Origin of the sequence: Ferrovibrio sp. (assembly GCF_964218355.1) — a bacterium.
In the GTDB taxonomy this organism is placed as follows: domain Bacteria; phylum Pseudomonadota; class Alphaproteobacteria; order Ferrovibrionales; family Ferrovibrionaceae; genus Ferrovibrio.
The window spans coordinates 1-18735 of sequence record NZ_CAXPMC010000015.1; the positions used below are offsets into that span (position 1 = coordinate 1).

Sequence of the window (18735 nt, forward strand, 5' to 3'; positions counted from 1 at the left end):
GTCAAGATGATTTTCAGAGCTGACGGACATCGTGAATCCGCACAGGGAATGCGCCGGCCGGCATGGGCCGGCGTGAATGCGCAGGTATGCGGCGCGGGTGATATCACTGCGATCAAAACAGAAAGACGCGGATTTCCCCCTCGTCGTTCCCGCGAAAGCGGGAACCCAGACCAACTGGTGTTGCTGGGTCCCCGCTTTCGCGGGGACGACGAAGAAAAATGAGCCGGAATGAACCGCCGCGAACCGGACGGAACCACTTCGAACCGCCACGAACCGGGAGGAACCGCCACGAACCGTCGCGAACCGCAATTGGCTCCACCTGGCTCGGTGGAAAGGAAAAGGCCCCGGCGTGAACCGGGGCCTGCTTTAATCCTGTATGCCGAAATCCTGTATGCGGGCGGTCGCCGTGTCAGGCCGCGCTGGACAGGGCGGCGAAGCGGCGCTGGTGGTAATCGGCATTGCCGAAGCAGGTGTCGATCATCATCAGGCGCTTCATGTAATGGCCGACATCCAGTTCGTCGGTCATGCCCATGCCGCCATGCAGCTGGATCGCCTGCTGGCCGACGAACTTGCCGGCCCTGCCGATCTGCACTTTCGCCGCCGCCGCCGCCTTGGCCCGCTCGGCCGGTTCGGCATCCGCCTTCAGCGTCGCCAGCATGGCCAGCGAGCGCGAGGCTTCCACCTGCATCATCATGTCGACCAGGCGATGCTGGATCACCTGGAAGTCGCCGATGGCGCGGCCGAACTGCTTGCGCGTCTTCACATAGGCGAGCGTCGTGTCATGCAGGGCCTGCATGCAGCCCACCGCCTCGGCGGCCAGCCAGGCGAAAGCGCGGTCGATCACGGCTTCGGCCGCCGCCAGACCGCCGGCCGCGTCGCCCCCTGAATCACCCAGCGCCACGGCGGGAGCATCTTTGAATTCGATGTCGGCGGCGCGGCGGTTGTCCACCGTGCGATAATCCTGCCGGGTCACGCCGGCGGCTTTGGCATCGACCACGAAGAGGCCGAGCCCGGTGCGGTCGGCCGCCCCGCCCGCGCTGCGGGCCAGCACGATGATCTTGTCGGCGCTGGGGGCATCCCAGACCACGATCTTCTTGCCGGTGACCGTCCAGCCGGCATCCGCCTTCTTCGCGGCGGTGTTCACCTCATGCAGCACGAAGCGGCTGCCATGTTCGGCATGGGCGAAGGCCCATTTGGCGGCGCCTTCGGCGATCTGCGGCAGCCATTCGCCCTTCTGCGCATCGCTGCCGGCAGCCTGGATCAGCCCGGCCCCCAGCATCACCGTCGAGAAGAAGGGCTCGGCCACCATATGCTTGCCGAAGCGTTCGGCGATCAGCATGGTCTCGACCGCACCGCCGCCGAGCCCGCCGAAATCCTCCGGCAGCGCGATGGCCAGCCAGCCCAGCTCGGCCATCTGGGTCCAGTTCTCGGGCCGGTAGCCGAGATCGGTCTTCACCAGCTTGCGCCAGCGTTCGAAGTCGTATTCCTTGCGCAGCCAGTTCTCCACGCTGTCGGCCAGCAGGGTCTGCTCCTCGGAAAGCTGGAAATCCATCCCTCGTATCCTCTTGCTTCTGTCGTCTGTGTGATTGGCGTCAGGTTACAGGCCCAGCACCATCTTGGCGATGATGTTGCGCTGGATCTCGTTGGAGCCGCCATAGATCGTGGTGGCGCGGTTATACAGAAACGCCTCCATGCGGCCCTGGGCGTAATCCGGCCCCACCGGCGGCTGGTTGGAACCATCGGGCCGGTGTTCGTAGGGCGCGGCGTAATAGCCCAGAGCCTCGACGGCCAGTTCGGTGATCGCCTGCTGGATTTCCGAGCCGCGGATCTTCAGCATGCTGGCCTCGGGCCCCGGCCCCCTGCCGCCCTGCTCGGCCGCCAGCATGCGCAGGTTGGTGTATTCCAGCGCCAGCAGGTCGATCTCGACGGCGGCCACCCTGTCGCGGAAGGCCGGCTCCTCCAGCAGGGCCGCGCCCATGCTGCGCTCGGCGCGGGCGATGTCCTTCAGGCGCTTCAGCCGCTGCTTGGACGTGGCGACCTCGGCGATGCCGGTGCGCTCGTTGCCCAGCAGGAACTTGGCATAGGTCCAGCCCTTGCCTTCCTGGCCGATCAGGTTGGCCTTCGGCACCCGCACATTGTCGAGGAACACCTCGTTGACGCCATGGCCCTCGTCGATCGAGATGATCGGCCGCACGGTCACGCCCGGCGTCTTCATGTCGATCAGCAGGAAGGAGATGCCTTCCTGCGGCTTCACGGTCGCATCGGTGCGCACCAGGCAGAACATCATGTTTGCGTAATGGGCCTGGGTGGTCCAGATCTTGTGGCCGTTGACGATATAATCGTCTCCATCGGGCTCGGCGCGGGTGCGCAAGGACGCGAGGTCCGAGCCCGAGCCCGGCTCGGAATAGCCCTGGCACCACCAGTCTTCCATCGACAGGATGCGCGGCAGATACCGCTGCTTCTGCGCATCGCTGCCGAAGGTGTAGATGACGGGGCCGACCATGGCGATGCCGAAGGGGACCAGCGGCGGCGCATCGGCAGCGGCGGTCTCCTCGTCGAAGATGTAGCGCTGCACGGCGCTCCAGCCCGGACCGCCATAGTCTTTCGGCCAGTTCGGCGCGCCCCAGCCATGGGCATGCAGGGCGCGGTGCCAGGCGACATAGTCCTCCCTGGCCAGATGCATGTTGTCGCGGCTTTTCGCCGCCAGTGCCGGCGGCAGATTGGCGGCGATGAAGGCGCTCACCTCTTCGCGGAAAGCCTGTTCTGCGGCCGTGAATTCCAGATTCATGGCTGTTCTCCCTGGACCGGGCCAGAGGTTAGGACCGCGCCGCCCGGCAGGCAAGCGTATGACGCGGCGTCAAGCTTGCGGAAAGGCTGGGTTTTTTGCTCTAAGCGTGGACAAGCACAAGACAGAGGCAGTCCGATGACCTTCGACCCCATTGCCGCCGGCTGGAAACAGCGCCACGGCCAGGGCCCCTTCACCCAGCTGGTCGGCCCGATCTTCGCGAAGCGCGAAGCGGAGGGCGCCTCCGCCTATGGCCTGCTGGCCGAGGAGCGCCACACCAATTCCCGCGGCGTGGTGCATGGCGGCATGCTGATGACCTTCGCCGACCACATGCTGGGCTGGCTGGTCTGGGACCTGGTCGACCGCCGCCCCTGCGCCACCGTCAGCCTGAACAGCCAGTTCACGGCGGCCGTGAAACCCGGCGACTGGGTCGAGATGCGCGGCCGCGTGATCCGCCAGACCCGCAGCCTGATCTTCGTGCAGGGCACGATGACGGTGGGTGAGAAGACGGTGTTCGCCGCCGAAGGGATCTGGAAGCTGCTGGGCGTCGACTGAGATCAGCGTCTGCGGCGCACGATCTTCCTGGCCGGCAGCAGGTCGGCGAATTTCGCCTCGCGCTTCTGCTGGTTGGCCGCCATCTGCTCCATCAGGTCCTGGGTCAGGAACATGCCGGCCTGCCAGACCTGCATGTAATCCAGCGCATCCGCCGTGCTGTGGTCGCGGGTGTAGTTCAGCATCTGCTTGCTGCCGTGCACCGCCAGCGGCGATTTCGACGCGATGGTCCTGGCCACCTGCATCACGGCGTCGAGCAGAGCCGCGTGGCTGTCATGCAGGCTGTTGACCAGGCCGCAGCGGAAGGCCTCGTCGGCCGGCATGCGCCGGCCGCTGTAGGCCAGTTCGCGCACCAGGCCCGCCGGCATCAGGTGCGGCAGGCGCTGCAGGGTGCCGACATCGGCGGTCATGCCGATATTGATCTCCTGGATGCAGAACCAAGCATCGGTGGTGGCATAGCGCATGTCGCAGGCCGAGATCAGGTCGACGCCGCCGCCGATGCAGCCGCCCTGCACGGCCGCCAGAACCGGCACCCGGCAGCGGTCGATCACCGCGAAGGTTTCCTGCATCTCGGCCACCGTGCGGCGCATCTGCTCGCCCACCCGGCCGCGGTCGCCCTGCATCATGTCGCCGGCGATGTTGGCAAAGGCCGAGAGATCGAGCCCGCCGGTGAAATGCTTTCCCGTCGAGGCGATCACCACGGCGCGGACCTCCGGACGGTCCTCGATCTCGGCGAAGACATCGACCATCTCCTGCCAGAAGGGCAGAACCATCGCATTCGCCTTGTCGGGACGGTTGAAGGTGATCGACGCCACATGGTCGGCGACGGCAAAGTCGAAAGTCTCGTAGGGCATGTTTCCTCTCCCGCTTCCTCTCTTGCGCCTGACGCAACGTCAAGGCTGGTGCGCCTCTGCGGACGCGGCTAAGCTTCCGGCAAAAGATTTATGCCAAGAGATTTACGGAGGAACCATGGCCATTGTCTATGACGAACTGATGCGGCTGGACCTGCCCGAGAAGGCGTTCAGCTACACCGAGCGCGACACCATGCTCTACGCGCTCAGCGTCGGCATGGGCCATGACCCGATGGATGCGGAGGAACTGCCCTTCGTGTTCGAGAAAAACCTGAAGGCGCTGCCCGGGCTGGCCACCGTGATCTGCTGGGACGACAGCTGGGCGCCGAAGACCGGCATCAACTTCCAGATGGTGGTGCATGGCGAGCAGCGGGTCACCCTGCACAGGCCGCTGGCGCCGGAGGGCCGGGTGAAGTCGAAGCTGCGCATCCGCGACGCCTTCGACAAGGGTGCCGGCAAGGGCGCCGTGGTGCTGATCGAGAACAGCATCCGCGATGCCGCCACCAACGAGCCGCTGGTCACCCTGCTGTCGACCACATTTGCCAGAGGAGACGGCGGCTTCGGCGGCCCGGCCCGCAAGCCGGAAGACGGCCCGCCGCAGCCACACAGGATTCCCGACCGCAACCCGGATGTCGGCGTGACGGCAAAGACCCAGCCCAACCAGGCCCTGTTCTACCGGTTATGCGGCGACCGCAACCCGCTGCATGCCGATCCGGCCTTCGCGAAAGCCGCCGGCTTTCCGCGGCCGATCCTGCACGGCCTGTGCACCTACGGCCATGCGGTGCGCGCGGTGGTGAAAGCCGCCTGCGACCACGATCCGGCCCAGGTGGCGCATATCGAGGCGCGCTTCACCGCGCCGGTTTTCCCCGGCGAGAGCATCCATACGGAAATCTGGCGCGACGGCAAAACCGTCTCGTTCCGCGCCCGGCTGGTCGAGCGCGACGTGGTGGTGCTGGATCACGGCAAGATCGAGCTGCGCTAGCTGCGTTTCAGCCCCATGCCGGCCGGTTTGCGCCGGCCGCCGGGCTCGTCGTCGAGACGCAGCGGTTCCAGCCGCATCTCCGGGTCGGGCCGGCCGAACAGGTAGCCCTGTCCGTAATCGATGCCGAAATCGAGCAGCAGGCGCGCCTGGTCCTCGGTCTCGACCATCTCGGCCACGGTACCGATGCCGAGTTCCTTGCACAGCCAGACCATGCCCTTGAGGATGGCCTGGTCGCGGGCCTGGCCCTGCTGCTGCAGGGCCTTCACATAGGCGCCGTCGATCTTCACGTAATCGACATCCAGCGCCTGCAGGTAGGGAAACGAGGCGGCCCCGGCGCCGAAATCGTCCAGACAGACCGAATGGCCATCCTCGCGCAGCTGCCGCACCGCATTGGTGGCATGCACCAGGTTGGTGATCTGGGTCGATTCCGTGATCTCGAAGATCAGCTGGCGGCGCAGGGCCGGATCGGGGGCGAGAATCTCGCGCAGGGCGGCAAGGAAGACCGTGCTTTCCAGGCTGTGGCCGGACAGGTTGACGGCCACGTCGATCACCTCGCCCTGGCGGCGCCGCTCGGCCAGCAGGTCGACCACGCGCTGGACCACGGCGAGGTCGAATTCGCCGATCATGTGCACGCCCTCGGCCAGCCGGATTGTCTCGAAGGGCGAGCCGCCATCCTCGAAGCGCGACAGCGCCTCGTAATGGTGCAGGGTGCGGGTGTCGAGCCGCACGATCGGCTGGAAGACCAGCTGGAACTTGCGCGCCGAGACCGCCGAACGCAGCGCCCGCACCCGCGAAACGGTGGAGTTCAGCAGGGCCTTCAGGCTGTCCTCGGTGGAGCGCAGCGTGAAGCTGTCGGCGCCTTCGCTGACGAAACGCTGCACGGCGAAGGCCATGGCGCCGGCGGCATCCTCGTCGCTCATGCCCTTGGCATGCAGGTCGAGGGTGGCGCCGTGCACGTCGACCGCCGCCGCCGCCCCGGCCGGGCCGCTGCGCCGCAGCAGGTCGCGCACCTGGCGGGCCACCGAATCCTGGTCGAGCGGCGCCGCATGCAGGATGCCGTATTTCTCCGGATCGATGCGGGCGGCGGTGTCGCCGCCGATCGACTGGCCGCGCAGCAGGGCGCCGACATCGTTCAGCAGGGCCTGGCTTTCCTCCGGAGGCAGACTTTCCGCCAGCCGCTGCAGGCCGACGATCTCCATCAGGGTCAGCTTGACCTCGGAGCCGAGCTCGCGGGCCAGCTTGAGCCGGTCGCCGGCGCGCTCCTCGAAATCCTCGGTGGTCAGCAGCCCGGTCTGGTAGTCGCGCTTGTTGGCCAGCGCGGTCTCGGCCTGCGGCAGCCGGGCATTGGACAGGGTCAGGTAATAGCGGCCCTCCTGGCGCGGCAGGCAGCAGCCGCCCAGCACGCAGGTCGCCCCGGGGCTGCCGTCGGGCCGCTGCAGCCGGATGGTCACCGGCTCGATACGGCCGCCGACCGACAGCCCGGCCAGCAGGTTGAGGATGAAATGGCGGTCGCTTTCGTCCACCAGGCCGCTGAATTGCTGGCCCAGCAGGTCGCCGCTGTCGCGGCCGGTCAGCAGCCGGGCGGCGCCGGAGACGAACAGCACCTCGCCCTCGCCGCCCACCTCGAGCATCAGGTCGGCCGCGGAGAAGGCGAAAGCGACAAACCGGTCGCGTTCCGCCCGCATGTCCCTGGCGCCGCCGCCCATGGTCGCCCCTTGGCAAAAATTGTGGAAAACCCGTTGCCGGAAGTGTGCCAGCGCGGCGACCGCAGTGCAACCGGCCCGGCGGCCATTCCTGCCCTTGACGCTGCGCCACGTTGCGCGGGACGGGCGGATTTCCCTAGAATGGCGGCACAACCCGGGCGGCCCGCCGACCGGAACAGAATTCCAAGGGGAGAGAAGATGACCGCACCGTTCTGGGAAAAATCCTACCCGGCCGGCGTAACCTGGACGCAGAATTTCCAGGCCAAGCCGATCTGGACCCTGTTCGACGATGCCGTCGCGCGCTTTGCTCCGCGGCCCTGCCTCGACTTCATGGGCAAGGTGCTGAGCTATGCCACGGTCTCCGACCTGATCGACCGCGCCGCCAAGGGCTTCCAGCAGCTCGGCGTCGGCCCCGGCGTGCATGTCGGCCTGTTCCTGCCCAACACGCCGCATTACGTGGTCTGCTTCTTCGCCATCCTGAAGGCTGGCGGCCGGGTGGTGAATTACAGCCCGCTCGATGCCGAGCGCGAGCTGCGCTACAAGATCGAGGACAGCCAGACCGACATCATCGTCACCCTGGACCTGAACGCGCTGTACACCAATATCGGCAAGATGGTCGGCACCACCCGCCTGAAGAAGGTGGTGGTCTGCCGGCTGCCGGATTTCCTGCCCTTCCCGAAAAACCTGCTGTTCCCGCTGGTCAAGGGCAAGGAAATCGCCGCAGTGCCGAAGGATGACCGGCATGTCCGCTTTGCCGACCTGATCGCCAATGACGGCCGCTACACGCCGCATCCGGTGAAGGACCCGGCCGAGGAAGTGGCGATCCTGCAGTATACCGGTGGCACCACCGGCCAGCCCAAGGGCGCCATGCTGACCCACGGCAACATCACCGCCACGGTGAACATGTATGCCGCCTGGACCGACGGCGCCAATCTGCTGGAAGACGGCAAGGAACGGGTCCTGATGGTCCTGCCGATGTTTCATATCTACGGTCTCAGCGCGGTGCTGCTGCGCATGCTGATCATCGGCGCGGAATTCATCCTGCATCCGCGTTTCGAGCTGAAGGCGGTGATCGAGGATCTGCACAAGAAGAAGATTTCGATCTTCCCCGGCGTGCCGACCATGTATGCCGCCATCATCAATCTGCCCAACCTGAAGGATTACGACCTTTCGGGCCTGAAATTCTGTGCATCGGGCGGCGCGCCGCTGCCGGTCGAGGTGCAGGACAAGTTCGAGACGGTCACCGGCCACAAGATGATCGAGGGCTGGGGCATGACCGAAACCTCGCCGGCCGGCACCCAGACCGTCTACGGCGGCAAGCGCAAGCGCGGCTCCTGCGGCCTGCCGCTGCCCGGCGTGACCATCGAGATCGTCGATGTCGACAATCCGCTGCAGGTGCTGGGCGTCAACCAGACCGGCGAGATCTGCATCACCGGCCCCAATGTGATGAAGGGCTACTGGAACAAGCCCGAGGCAACGGCGGAAGCCTTTGCCGGCGGCCGCTTCCACACCGGCGATGTCGGCTATCTCGATGAGGAAGGCTATGTCTTCATCGTCGACCGCAAGAAGGACATGATCCTGTCGGGCGGCTTCAACGTCTATCCGCGCAATATCGAGGAAGCCATCTACGAGCATCCTTCCGTGGAGGAATGCACCGTGATCGGCATCCCCGACCAGTATCGCGGCCAGTCGGCCAAGGCCTTCATCAAGCTGAAGCCGGGTGCCGCCACCCTCACCTTCGACGAACTGAAGGAATTCCTGAAGGACAAGCTGGGCAAGCACGAGATGCCGGTGGCCATGGAAATCCGCGATGCCCTGCCCAAGACCCTGATCGGCAAGCTGTCGAAGAAAGAGCTGGTCGAGGAAGAAATGAAGAAGGCGGCCGGCTGACGGCTGCCGCCTGCCTGACAGGAAAAAGCCCGGGGCGAACCCCGGGCTTTTTTTGTTGCCCTCCGGCCTGTTCCGGCGGAGCAGCCGGACTGCCGGCTGTCCCTACTCGGCCGCCACCGCCTCGGCCAGCGCGGCATCGCGGGCGCGCAGGGCCTGGGCTGCCGGGCGGACCCGGTCCTGTTCGGCCGGGGCGAGATTGCTCATCAGCGGCAGCATCGGCCCCATATCGGCAATGCCGGCCAGCGTGACCGCGTCATGCAGCACCCGGATCGGGCTGATGCCGTCGCGCAGGTCCTCGAACGGCATATAGGCCTCGCGATGGCGTTCGGCCTCGGCCACGTCGCCACGCATCAGCGCCGCCAGCATGGCCATCGAGCCGCGCGGCGCGAGGCAGACCGCGCCCGACGTGAATCCGGCAACGCCGAAGTCGCGCAGATGCGTGATCGCCGGCCGTTCGCCGATGCCGCTGACCACCAGTTTCGGATCGACATAGTCCAGCAGTTTCCGGAGATAGGGATCGTCGGCCGGGTTGTCGCGCACGACGCCGTACTTGACCATGCAGACCAGTCCTTCGCCCACCAGCCGCGCCGCCGCCTCCGGCGCGATGTAGTTCTCGGCCTTGATGTAGAGGATCAGCGGCTTGCCCATGGTGACGGCCGCGCGGCGCAGGCCGACCTCGACACCGTCCGGGGTGGCGGGAAAGGTCTGCGGCAGGGCCATCGCGGTCGGCACCCGCGAGCCGCGCAGGATACGGGCCTGGTCGATCAGCCGGCCGTAATCCGGCCCGAAGGACGGAATCAGCCAGGTATCCGGGCCGGCCGCCGCACACAGGAACTCCAGCACCTCGGCATATTCGCTGAGCGGCAGATTGTAGAAATTGGCGTTGCCGCCATACATCAGGGTGCTGACCCCGCCGGCTTCCAGATACGCAATCAGCTGCCGGTTGGCCTCTTCATTCAGCGTCAGGTCGGAATACCGGGCCAGTGGCGGCACCGCGAGAACCGAGCGGGCCAGATCGGCAGGCGTAACAGGCGTTGTTTTCATTATGTTTGCTCCCTCCGGGCATTCCTCCTAGTATGAATCGAGAGTAATCCGTCCCCGTCCTCTGCTGCAAAGCGAAATGTCAGCCCCGGAATCCGACGCTGTCGCCGACAAGGCCCATCTGCTGCCCATCCTGCGCGCCGCGATGCGGGCCATCGAAGCCGCCAAGTTCGACCAGGCCACGGGCTTTCTCGACAGTCTCCTGAAACAGGAACCGGGTTTTGCCGATGCCCTGCATCTGCAGGGATACATCGCCCTGCAGCGCGGCGAGCTCGAGCGCGCCCGCGACCTGGTCGGGCAGGCCATCGCGGCGGATTACCATTTCGAGAACTACCATCTGACCCTCGGCCATATCCTGCTGGCGATGGGCGACCGGGACGGAGCCCGGCAGAGTTTCGGCGCCGCGCTGACCCTGAACAAAACGCTGCCCGATGCCTATATCGGCCTGGCCCATGTCTTCATGGCGGAAGGTGCGCTGGACGCCGCCGTCGGTGCCCTGTTCACCGCCTTCAACGACAACCTGAAGCACCCCGAAACCAATTACATGCTGGGCTACGCGCTGCTGGCGCAGGGCGACAGCAAGCGGGCGACCGGCTTTTTCCGCCGCGCCCTGCAATTCGTGCCGGATTCGGTGCGCTACCAGGCCGGCTTTGCCCGCTCGCTGCGCGACCTGCGCCTCAACCGGCCGGACCCGGCGCTGATGGCCGTGGTGCTGCCGCTGCTGGGCAAACCGGGGGTGGAGCCGCGCGACCTGGCGCCGCTGGTCCAGAGCAGCATCCGCCTTGCCCCCGCCTTCACCGCCCTGGCCGCAATCGACAATGCCCTGCCGGCCGAGGCTGCCGGCATCCTGGCGGCTCCGGATTGCCCCGACCTGTCTGCCGAGCCGGTCTTCGCCGCCTGGATGGCCCATGGCCTGGTCAGCGACACCGCCGTCGAGCGGCGGCTGCAGGGCCTGCGACGCGGCGCCCTGCATCTCGCCCTGGCCGATCCGGCGGCGCTGGACCGGCATGGCCGCCTGCTGCGCCTGCTGGCCATCCGCGGCTTCCAGGCCGAATATGTCGACCCGGTCAGCAACACCGAGAAACAGCTGCTGCCGCAGCTGGATCGGCTGCTGGCCGGCGCCGATCCCGGCAGCGACGCCGCGCGTTTTGCGGTCTGGGCCTGCTATGAACCGCTGTATCGCCGGCCGGATGCCGCACGCCTGTCGGCCGCGGCCTGGCCGGCAGCCTATGCCGCCCTGAAACGCGCCCAGATCGACGAGCCGCTGGCCGAGCGGGCCCTGGCTGCCGGCCTGCCGGCACTGACGCCGGTGGACGACACGGTCAGCCGCGACGTGCAGGCGATGTACGAGGAGAGCCCCTTCCCGCGCTGGAACCAGCCGATCCTCGGCACGCCGCTGACCGTGCCGATGCGCCTGCGGGCCGCCCTGCCGCTGCAGACGATTCCAGCGACATCGGGCCCGGGCCATACCGATGTGCTGGTCGCCGGCTGCGGTACCGGCCTGCATGCGATCCTGGCCGCCACCAGCTACAGCGAGGCGCAGGTTCTGGCCATCGACCTCAGCCGCTCAAGCCTCGCCTATGCCACGCGCAAGGCGGCCGAGAACGGCATCCGCAATGTCGAATTCGCCCAGGCCGACATCCTGCGCATCGGCAGCATCGGCCGCCAGTTCGATGTGATCGAAAGTTTCGGCGTGCTGCATCACCTGCGCGATCCCGGTGCCGGGCTGGCCCAGCTGGTGCGGCTGCTGAAGCCGGAAGGCTACATGATGCTGGGCCTGTACAGCGAGCTGGGACGGCGTGACGTGGTGGCGGCCCGCGAGCTGATCGCCCGCCACGGCTTCGGCGACAGCCCCGACGATGTGCGCCGCTTCCGCAGGAAGGTCTGGCAGCTCGATCCGCAGCTGGCGGCGCGGCTGGCGCAGTCCAGTGCCTTCCATGCGCTCAGCGACCTGCGCGACCTCGTCTTCCACCGGCAGGAACACCGCTACACGCCGGCGCAGCTGCGCGAGCTGATCGCCGGCGCCGGCCTGGAATTCCTCGGCTTCGAATTCACCTCGCCGCAGCCGCTGCAGGAATACCGCCAGCGCTTTCCGGGCGACCCGATCGCCACCGATCTCGCCAACTGGGCGAAGATGGAAGAGGCCAATCCCGACCTGTTCGCCAACTGCTACCGTTTCTGGGTCCGCCACAGGCGCTGAGGCGGCAGCCGCCCTCAGCCGCCGATATGGCTGCGGAACCGCCGCACGATCTCGCGGGTCGCCTTGACCAGCAGGCCCTGGTCGACACCGACGGCGACGAAGGTGAAGCCGGCATCGAAATAGCGCTTCGCGTCATTCTCGTCCGGCGCCAGGATGCCGCAGGGCTTGCCGGCCGCCTTGCACAGTTCCAGCGCCTTCATGATTGCCGCCTGCGCCTCCGGGTGACTGCTGTTGCCGAGATGGCCGGCATCGGCCGACAGGTCGGCCGGGCCGACGAAGATGCCGTCGACGCCCTCGACCCTGGCGATTTCCGGAATCCGGCTGACCGCCCCCAGCGTCTCGACCTGCACGATGACGCCGATTTCCTCCTCGGCATGCTTGTGATAGTCGGCGACCAGGCCGTAGCGGTTGGCACGCTGGTTGCCGGACACGCCGCGGATGCCCTTCGGGGGATAGCGGGTCGCCTCGACCGCCTGGCGTGCCTCCTCGGCATCCTGCACGAAGGGCAGGATCAGGTTCGGCGAGCCGATATCCAGGAACCGCTTGATCAGCACCGGATCGTTCCAGGCCGGCCGCACCACCGGCGTCGCCGTATTGGCATCGATCTGCATCGCCTGCAGCTGCTGCAGCACCATCGGCAGCTCGTTCGGCGAATGCTCGGTATCCAGCACCACCCAGTCGAAGCCGGCGGTGGCGACGATCTCGGCCACGATATGGCTGCTCAGCATGCTCCACAGGCCGATCTGCGGCCGGCCTTCCTTCAGGGCGCGCTTGAAGGCGTTCTTGGGCAGTTGCATCGCCGGGGTCCTCTCAGTGGATTTCAGGTTCCGGCGTCGGCGCGCCGGCATGAAGGAAGTCGAAATCGCAGCCGCGTTCGGCCTGGGTGATGTGCTGCGCGAACATCACGCCATAGCCGCGCTGGTAACGCGGCGGCGGCGCCACCCAGGCGGCCCGGCGGGCGGCCAGCTCCGCTTCGGAGACCTTCAGGTCCAGCCGGCGCTCGGCCACGTTCAGCTCGATCAGGTCGCCGCTGCGCACCAGCGCCAGCGGCCCGCCGATATAGGATTCCGGCGAGATATGCAGTACGCAGGTGCCATACGACGTGCCGCTCATGCGGGCATCCGACATCCGCACCATGTCGCGCACGCCCTGCTGCAGCAGTTTCTTCGGGATCGGCAGCTGGCCCCATTCCGGCATGCCGGGGCCGCCCTGCGGTCCGGAATTGCGCAGCACCAGCACGCTGTCGGCGGTGACATCGAGGTTGGGATCGTCGATGCGCGCCGCCATGTCGTTGTAGTCGTCGAACACGACCGCCGGCCCGGTATGGCTGAGCAGCTTCTGGTCGGCGGCGCTCGGCTTGATCACGGCACCGTTCGGCGCCAGGTTGCCGTGCAGCACGACAAGGCCGCCGAAACCGGCGACCGGATTGTCGAGCGGGCGGATCACGTCGTCGTTGTAAGGTTTGGCACCGGCGATATTGTCGCCCAGCGTCGCACCGCTGACCGTCTGGCAGTCGAGCTTCAGCTTCTCCGTCAGGTTGCCGAGCAGCGCCCGGATCCCGCCGGCGAAATAGAAATCCTCCATCAGGTATTTGCCGTTCGGCCGCAGGTTGGCGATCACCGGCACGTGGCGGGAAATCTCGTCGAAGCGCCTGAGCGGCAGATCGATGCCGGCACGCGCCGCCATCGCCACCAGATGGATGATGCAGTTGGTCGATCCACCCACCGCCATCGCCAGCGTCACGGCATTGTCGAACGACGCAGCGCTCAGGATGTCGGACGGCTTCAGGTCGTCCCAGACCATCTCGACGATGCGGCGGCCGGTCTGGCTGGCCATGCGGGCATGACCGGAATCGGCCGCCGGGATGGAGCTGGCACCGGGCAGGGTCAGGCCGAGTGTTTCGGCGATCGCCCCCATGGTCGAGGCCGTGCCCATGGTCATACAGTGACCGGGGCCGCGGGCAATGCCCTCCTCGATCTCGCGCCAGGCGGCCTGGTCGATATTGCCGGCGCGCAGCTCGGCCCAGTATTTCCAGGCATCCGAGCCGCTGCCCAGCGTGTTGCCGCGCCAGTTGCCGCGCAGCATCGGCCCGGCCGGCATGAAGATGGCCGGGATGTTCATGCTGATCGCACCCATGATCAGCGCCGGCGTGGTCTTGTCGCAGCCGCCCATCAGCACGGCACCGTCGATGGGATAGGAGCGCAGCAGCTCTTCCGTCTCCATCGCCAGCAGATTGCGGTACAGCATGGTCGACGGCTTCTGGAACGGTTCCGACAGGCTGATCGCCGGCAGTTCCAGCGGGAAGCCGCCGGCCTGCCACACGCCGCGCTTCACTTCCTCGGCGCGCTGGCGGAAATGGGTGTGGCAGGGATTGATGTCGCTCCAGGTGTTGATGATGCCGATCACCGGCTTGCCGGCGAAATCCTCGCGGGCGAAACCGATCTGGTAGCTGCGCGAGCGATGGCCGAAGGAGCGCAGGTCGTCGACACCGAACCAGCGATGGCTGCGCAGATCCTCGGGCCGCCTGCGGCGGCGTTCACCGGCATTCATGCCTTATTCCTCCCGGACTGTGTTCTGAACGCTCTGGGTTCCGAACTTTCTGGTTTGCGCCCGCTGGCAGACGGGCAAAAGACCCTACACGGACGAGACACCGGAATCCACTTCACCGCACCCCAGCCGCCCGGCCCGGAGACCGCGGCCGGCTTTTGTCTCCGCGACCGCGGCCCACCTGGCCGGCCGGCACTGCGGACCGGAATCCGCCAGCGTCTGGTTGCGGTTGTAATTAATTTGTATGCGGATTTAGTAGTAAATTTTTTCTGGAAATCCACTCCGACTTGTGCCCGACTGCAGGACAACCGGAAGCTGCCACCACCGGCCGGCATTTTCCGCTGCCCACAGACGCAACAGGGGATCGCATGGGTATCCGGATGACCATTGGAATGCGGCTGACGCTGCTGACCGCCTTCATTGCCATTGCCCTGGCAATCCTGACCGCCATCGCCGCCAGCAACCTGCATACCGGCCTGAAAAACCGCGAGCAGGCCAAGATTCTCAACATCACCGAAACCGCCATGGCGATCCTGCAATCCTACCAGGGCGAGGTCGCCGCCGGAAAACTGTCGAAGGACGAGGCCCAGAAGGCGGCCTACACGGCGATCCGCAGCATGAAATTCGCCGGCTCCGAATACATGTTCGCCTACACCTTCGACGGCGTGAATGTCATCCATGGCGGCAACCCGAAACTGGAAGGCCAGAACATGCTCGGCTTCAAGGCCAAGGACGGGCTCGAGCTGATCCGCGTCTTCCGCGACATCGCCCAGGGCGGCGGCGGCTTCCTCGAATACATGTGGCCGCGGGCCGGCAGCGACGTGCCGGTGCCGAAGCTTGGCTATGCCGCACCCTTCAAGCCGTGGGACATCTGGCTGGGCACCGGCATCTACCTCGATGATTTCGACGCCCGCTTCCGCAACGCGCTGACCACCTTCATCGCCGCCGCCGCCGTCATCCTTGCCCTCACCCTGCTGACGGCCTGGATCATCGCCCGCGGCATCCGCCGGCCGATTGCGGCAACGACCGGCACCCTGCAGGAACTAGCCGCCGGCAATACCGACGTCACGGTGGAAGGGACCACGCGGCAGGACGAAATCGGGGCCATGGCGCGCGCTACGGAAGCCCTGAAGCAGACCTCGATTGCCGCGGCACGGGCCAATTGCGGTGTCGACAACGTCACTGCCAATGTGATGATTGCCGATGAAAACAACACCATCATCTATTGCAACAATGCCGTTATCCGCACTCTGAAAAATGCCGAATCCGACATCCGCAGGGATCTGCCGCATTTCAATGCCGACGAACTGGTCGGCAAAAACGTTGACGTCTTTCACAAGAACCCGGATCACCAGCGCCGCCTGCTCGCAGCCCTGAAGGACACCTACCGTTCGCGCATCGTGGTCGGCGGCCGGACCTTCGATCTGATCGCCAACCCGGCGGTCAACAAGCGCGGCCAGCGGGTCGGCACCGTGGTCGAGTGGGCGGATCGCACCGAGGAAATCCGTATCGGCAACGAGATGGTTGCCCTGATCGAGGGCGCTTCCGACAAGGGCTTTGCCGACCGTGTCGATGTCAGCCAGCGCAGCGGCTTCATCAAATCGCTGGGCGAAGCGCTCAACACCATGTCGGACCGCTGCCAGGCGATGACCGGCGAGATTGCTGCGGTGATCGGCGCCATGGCCGGCGGCGACCTGAGCCAGCGCCTGACCAAGGACTATCCGGGCATTTTCGGCCAGCTGAAAACCGGCGCCAACGCCATGGCCGACCGCCTGGCCGACATCGCCCGGCGCCTGGGTGACACCGCCCATACCGTGCGCGACGCTTCCGCCGAGATTTCCGCCGGCAGCCAGGACCTGGCCAGCCGCACGGAGAGCCAGGCAGCGAGCATCGAGGAAACCGCGGCATCCATGCACGAGATCACGGCAACCGTGAAGCAGAATGCCGACAATGCCCAGGCCGCCAGCCAGCTGGCGGTGGCCGCCCGCGACACCGCCGAGAAGGGCGGCAGCGTGGTCGGCGATGCGGTGGCCGCGGTGACCCGGATCGAGGAGAGCGCGCAGAAGATCAGCGACATCGTCGGCCTGATCGACGAGATCGCCTTCCAGACCAATCTTCTCGCGCTGAATGCCTCGGTTGAGGCAGCCCGCGCCGGCGAAGCGGGCAAAGGCTTCGCCGTCGTCGCGCAGGAAGTCCGCGCGCTGGCGCAGCGCTCGGCCAATGCCAGCAAGGACATCAAGGCGCTGATCGCCACGTCGAATGCCCAGGTGAAGACCGGCGCGTCGCTGGTCAACCAGACCGGCAACTCGCTGACCGAGATCGTCACCGCCATCAAGAAGGTCAGCGATATCGTGGCCGAGATCGCGGCGGCCAGCCGCGAGCAGGCCACCGGCCTCGACCAGATCAACACGGCTGTCGGCAGCATGGACGAGATGACCCAGCGCAACGGCGCCCTGGTGGAGGAGACCTCGGCCTCGGCCCAGGCGCTCAGCAACCAGGCTGCCGAACTCGCCCAGCTGGTCAGCTTTTTCAGGCTCGATGGCCGGGCCGGCGGTGCCACAGCCCCGGCGGCGTCGAAGCAGGCCGCCGCGCAGCCCGCCGCAGCGAAGCCGTCGGCGCCGAAGCCGGCTGCATCGAATCCGGCTGCACCGAAACCGCCCGCCCATCCGCCGGCCCCGGCAGCAAAACCCGCCGCACCGCCGGCCCCGGCTGCTGCTGCCGGCGGGGATGACGACTGGCAGGAATTCTGAACCACGGCCACTGCCGGCAGCCCCCTGTCGACAACGGCCGCCCGGGAAGGGTTATTTATTGATAACCTGTATGGTTTTACGCCATACAGCGCGCAAAAGGCCGGCTAGTTTAACCTCGCTGATATTCTCCCGTCATGGGAGGCATTGAGGGAACCGCAATCATGCCGTCTTTTTCCATCCGGACCACGCTGGGGCTGGTCATCGGCGTCCTTGGCCTGCTGCTCGTCGCGCTGAGCGTCGTATCCCTGACCGCAGCCATTGAGCGCAACGAGGCCGCCCGCAAGGTTGCCACCCTCGCCCCGATCAGCCAGGCCTTTTTCAACAGCCTGCAGCAGCACCGACTGGAACGCGGCAACATCCTGATTGCCATGCGTGCCGATGCCGCGGCCTCGAAAGACACCGTCGAGGGCATCGACAACCAGCGCGAAGCAACCAAAACCGGCTATGCGACCGGCGTTTCGAAACTGTCCGCGCTCACCGACCTGCCTGGCACCGCACCGGTTCTGGCCAGACTGAAAGCGGCCCACGAAGCCGTGGAAGCCATGCGGGGAAAAATGATGGCGCAGATCGGCCTGCCGAAAGCGCAGCGCGAAGCGCCGATTGCTGCAGAATGGGCCAAGACCACCCAAGCCTATCTTGACGCTGTCCAGGGCGCGTCCGACTTCCTCGAAACCTCCCTGCAGCTGGTCGACCCGGTTGTGGATCAGCTGCTGAGCGTGAAGCAGAATGCCTGGACCATCCGCAATTATGCGGGTTCTCTGGTGTTGCGCATCCTTACGACCATGTCGGCCGGGCAGAGCTGGGGCAAGCCGGAAATCATGGCCCATGCCGAGGATGCCGGCCGCACCGCCACCGCCTGGGCAATCGTCACCGGTATAGCAGCACGCGAGGATACTCCCGCGCCCGTGCGTGAGGTGGTGAACACCGCCAGGGCCTTCTTCACCGGTCCGATCGGCGAGGAGCGTCAGGCCATCGTCAATGCCTTCTCCAATGGCCAGGAATCGCCGGTTCCGCAGTCGAAGTACCAGCCGGCCGTGGTCGAGAACCTGAACATGCTCAATGCCATCGCCAATACGGCACTGGATGAGCTGATCCGCCGCGCCGACAACCAGCAGGGTATCGCGCAGCGCAGCCTGGTCCTGAATGGCGCCATGCTGATGGCGGCCGTCGTCTTTACCGTTTTTGGTTTCCTGATCGTGCAGTGGCGGGTCAGCGGCCCGATCCAGCGCATGACCCTGTCGATGAAACAGCTTGCCGCAGGCGATCTGAGTGTCGCCGTTCCCTATGTCGACCGCGGTGCCGAGATCGGCGAGATGGCTGGCGCGGTTCAGGTGTTCAAGGACAGCATGATTGCGCGTGAGCAGGCGGAGGCGGAGATATCGCAGCAGCGCGAGGATTCCGAGAAGCGCCGCCAGGAGCGCGAGGCGCGCGAGC

General features: G+C 66.3%; 14 protein-coding genes. 7 read left to right on the top strand and 7 right to left on the bottom strand.

Going from position 1 to position 18735, the window contains the following annotated elements:
* A partial coding sequence (locus ACEQZY_RS09105; protein WP_370153751.1) for a hypothetical protein occupies positions 1 to 222 on the top strand: 222 nt, incomplete at its 5' end.
* Between the two features lie 187 nt (positions 223 to 409).
* Here the strand turns inward: ACEQZY_RS09105 and ACEQZY_RS09110 are convergent.
* Positions 410 to 1552: an acyl-CoA dehydrogenase family protein gene (locus tag ACEQZY_RS09110; RefSeq protein WP_341703992.1), complete on the bottom strand. Its 1143-nt coding sequence runs from the start codon at positions 1550 to 1552 to the stop codon at positions 410 to 412.
* Between the two features lie 45 nt (positions 1553 to 1597).
* Entirely contained in the window at positions 1598 to 2788 is a 1191-nt protein-coding gene (locus tag ACEQZY_RS09115; protein ID WP_370153753.1) for an acyl-CoA dehydrogenase family protein, read from the bottom strand.
* 135 nt (positions 2789 to 2923) lie between these two features.
* On the opposite strand from ACEQZY_RS09115, the gene ACEQZY_RS09120 reads away from it, so the two are divergent.
* Complete coding sequence (locus ACEQZY_RS09120; RefSeq protein WP_341703994.1) at positions 2924 to 3340, top strand: PaaI family thioesterase; 417 nt, start codon at positions 2924 to 2926, stop codon at positions 3338 to 3340.
* 2 nt (positions 3341 to 3342) lie between these two features.
* On the opposite strand, the gene ACEQZY_RS09125 is transcribed toward ACEQZY_RS09120, so the two are convergent.
* On the bottom strand, positions 3343 to 4191 hold the full coding sequence (locus ACEQZY_RS09125; RefSeq protein ID WP_370153755.1) for a crotonase/enoyl-CoA hydratase family protein: 849 nt from the start codon (positions 4189 to 4191) through the stop codon (positions 3343 to 3345).
* A 115-nt stretch (positions 4192 to 4306) separates the two neighbouring features.
* Here ACEQZY_RS09125 and ACEQZY_RS09130 point away from each other — a divergent pair, with 115 nt between their 5' ends.
* Positions 4307 to 5170 carry a MaoC/PaaZ C-terminal domain-containing protein gene (locus ACEQZY_RS09130; RefSeq protein ID WP_370153757.1) on the top strand — a complete coding sequence of 288 codons (864 nt, stop codon included), beginning with the start codon at positions 4307 to 4309 and terminating at the stop codon, positions 5168 to 5170.
* Here ACEQZY_RS09130 and ACEQZY_RS09135 read toward each other — a convergent pair.
* Positions 5167 to 6876 carry an EAL domain-containing protein gene (locus ACEQZY_RS09135; RefSeq protein WP_341703997.1) on the bottom strand — a complete coding sequence of 570 codons (1710 nt, stop codon included), beginning with the start codon at positions 6874 to 6876 and terminating at the stop codon, positions 5167 to 5169. The two genes, ACEQZY_RS09130 and ACEQZY_RS09135, sit on opposite strands and share 4 nt — an antisense overlap.
* A 195-nt stretch (positions 6877 to 7071) precedes the next feature.
* Here ACEQZY_RS09135 and ACEQZY_RS09140 point away from each other — a divergent pair, with 195 nt between their 5' ends.
* Positions 7072 to 8763, top strand: coding sequence for a long-chain fatty acid--CoA ligase (locus ACEQZY_RS09140; protein ID WP_341703998.1), 1692 nt, complete (start codon positions 7072 to 7074; stop codon positions 8761 to 8763).
* A gap of 102 nt (positions 8764 to 8865) precedes the next feature.
* Here the strand turns inward: ACEQZY_RS09140 and ACEQZY_RS09145 are convergent, their stop codons facing one another.
* Positions 8866 to 9807 carry a dihydrodipicolinate synthase family protein gene (locus tag ACEQZY_RS09145; RefSeq protein WP_341703999.1) on the bottom strand — a complete coding sequence of 314 codons (942 nt, stop codon included), beginning with the start codon at positions 9805 to 9807 and terminating at the stop codon, positions 8866 to 8868.
* A gap of 76 nt (positions 9808 to 9883) precedes the next feature.
* Here ACEQZY_RS09145 and ACEQZY_RS09150 point away from each other — a divergent pair, with 76 nt between their 5' ends.
* Positions 9884 to 12004, top strand: coding sequence for a methyltransferase domain-containing protein (locus ACEQZY_RS09150; RefSeq protein ID WP_370153760.1), 2121 nt, complete (start codon positions 9884 to 9886; stop codon positions 12002 to 12004).
* A 14-nt stretch (positions 12005 to 12018) separates the two neighbouring features.
* Here the strand turns inward: ACEQZY_RS09150 and ACEQZY_RS09155 are convergent, their stop codons facing one another.
* Both ACEQZY_RS09155 and araD read right to left on the bottom strand, forming a co-directional pair.
* A complete protein-coding gene (locus tag ACEQZY_RS09155) occupies positions 12019 to 12801 on the bottom strand; it encodes an aldolase/citrate lyase family protein (RefSeq protein WP_341704001.1) in 783 nt (260 codons plus the stop codon).
* Positions 12802 to 12814: 13 nt separating this feature from the next.
* Positions 12815 to 14554, bottom strand: a complete 1740-nt coding sequence (araD, locus tag ACEQZY_RS09160; RefSeq protein WP_370153762.1) for an L-arabinonate dehydratase — start codon at positions 14552 to 14554, stop codon at positions 12815 to 12817.
* Positions 14555 to 14943: 389 nt separating this feature from the next.
* Between araD and ACEQZY_RS09165 the strand changes: the two genes are divergently transcribed.
* Positions 14944 to 17301 (top strand): methyl-accepting chemotaxis protein, encoded by a 2358-nt coding sequence (locus ACEQZY_RS09165; protein ID WP_372530176.1) that lies wholly within the window; start codon positions 14944 to 14946, stop codon positions 17299 to 17301.
* Positions 17302 to 17462: 161 nt separating this feature from the next.
* Positions 17463 to 18735: HAMP domain-containing protein (locus ACEQZY_RS09170; RefSeq protein WP_370153766.1), on the top strand; the 1273-nt coding region annotated here is incomplete at its 3' end.

Bases quoted from the DNA above. Each gene is read 5' to 3' on its own strand.
- ACEQZY_RS09130 (WP_370153757.1), top strand. From the start codon at position 4,307: ATGGCCATTGTCTATGACGAACTGATGCGGCTGGACCTGCCCGAGAAG.
- ACEQZY_RS09150 (WP_370153760.1), top strand. From the start codon at position 9,884: ATGTCAGCCCCGGAATCCGACGCTGTCGCCGACAAGGCCCATCTGCTG.
- ACEQZY_RS09115 (WP_370153753.1), bottom strand. From the start codon at position 2,788: ATGAATCTGGAATTCACGGCCGCAGAACAGGCTTTCCGCGAAGAGGTG.
- ACEQZY_RS09125 (WP_370153755.1), bottom strand. From the start codon at position 4,191: ATGCCCTACGAGACTTTCGACTTTGCCGTCGCCGACCATGTGGCGTCG.
- ACEQZY_RS09120 (WP_341703994.1), top strand. From the start codon at position 2,924: ATGACCTTCGACCCCATTGCCGCCGGCTGGAAACAGCGCCACGGCCAG.
- ACEQZY_RS09155 (WP_341704001.1), bottom strand. From the start codon at position 12,801: ATGCAACTGCCCAAGAACGCCTTCAAGCGCGCCCTGAAGGAAGGCCGG.
- ACEQZY_RS09145 (WP_341703999.1), bottom strand. From the start codon at position 9,807: ATGAAAACAACGCCTGTTACGCCTGCCGATCTGGCCCGCTCGGTTCTC.
- ACEQZY_RS09110 (WP_341703992.1), bottom strand. From the start codon at position 1,552: ATGGATTTCCAGCTTTCCGAGGAGCAGACCCTGCTGGCCGACAGCGTG.
- araD (WP_370153762.1), bottom strand. From the start codon at position 14,554: ATGAATGCCGGTGAACGCCGCCGCAGGCGGCCCGAGGATCTGCGCAGC.
- ACEQZY_RS09140 (WP_341703998.1), top strand. From the start codon at position 7,072: ATGACCGCACCGTTCTGGGAAAAATCCTACCCGGCCGGCGTAACCTGG.
- ACEQZY_RS09165 (WP_372530176.1), top strand. From the start codon at position 14,944: ATGCGGCTGACGCTGCTGACCGCCTTCATTGCCATTGCCCTGGCAATC.
- ACEQZY_RS09135 (WP_341703997.1), bottom strand. From the start codon at position 6,876: ATGGGCGGCGGCGCCAGGGACATGCGGGCGGAACGCGACCGGTTTGTC.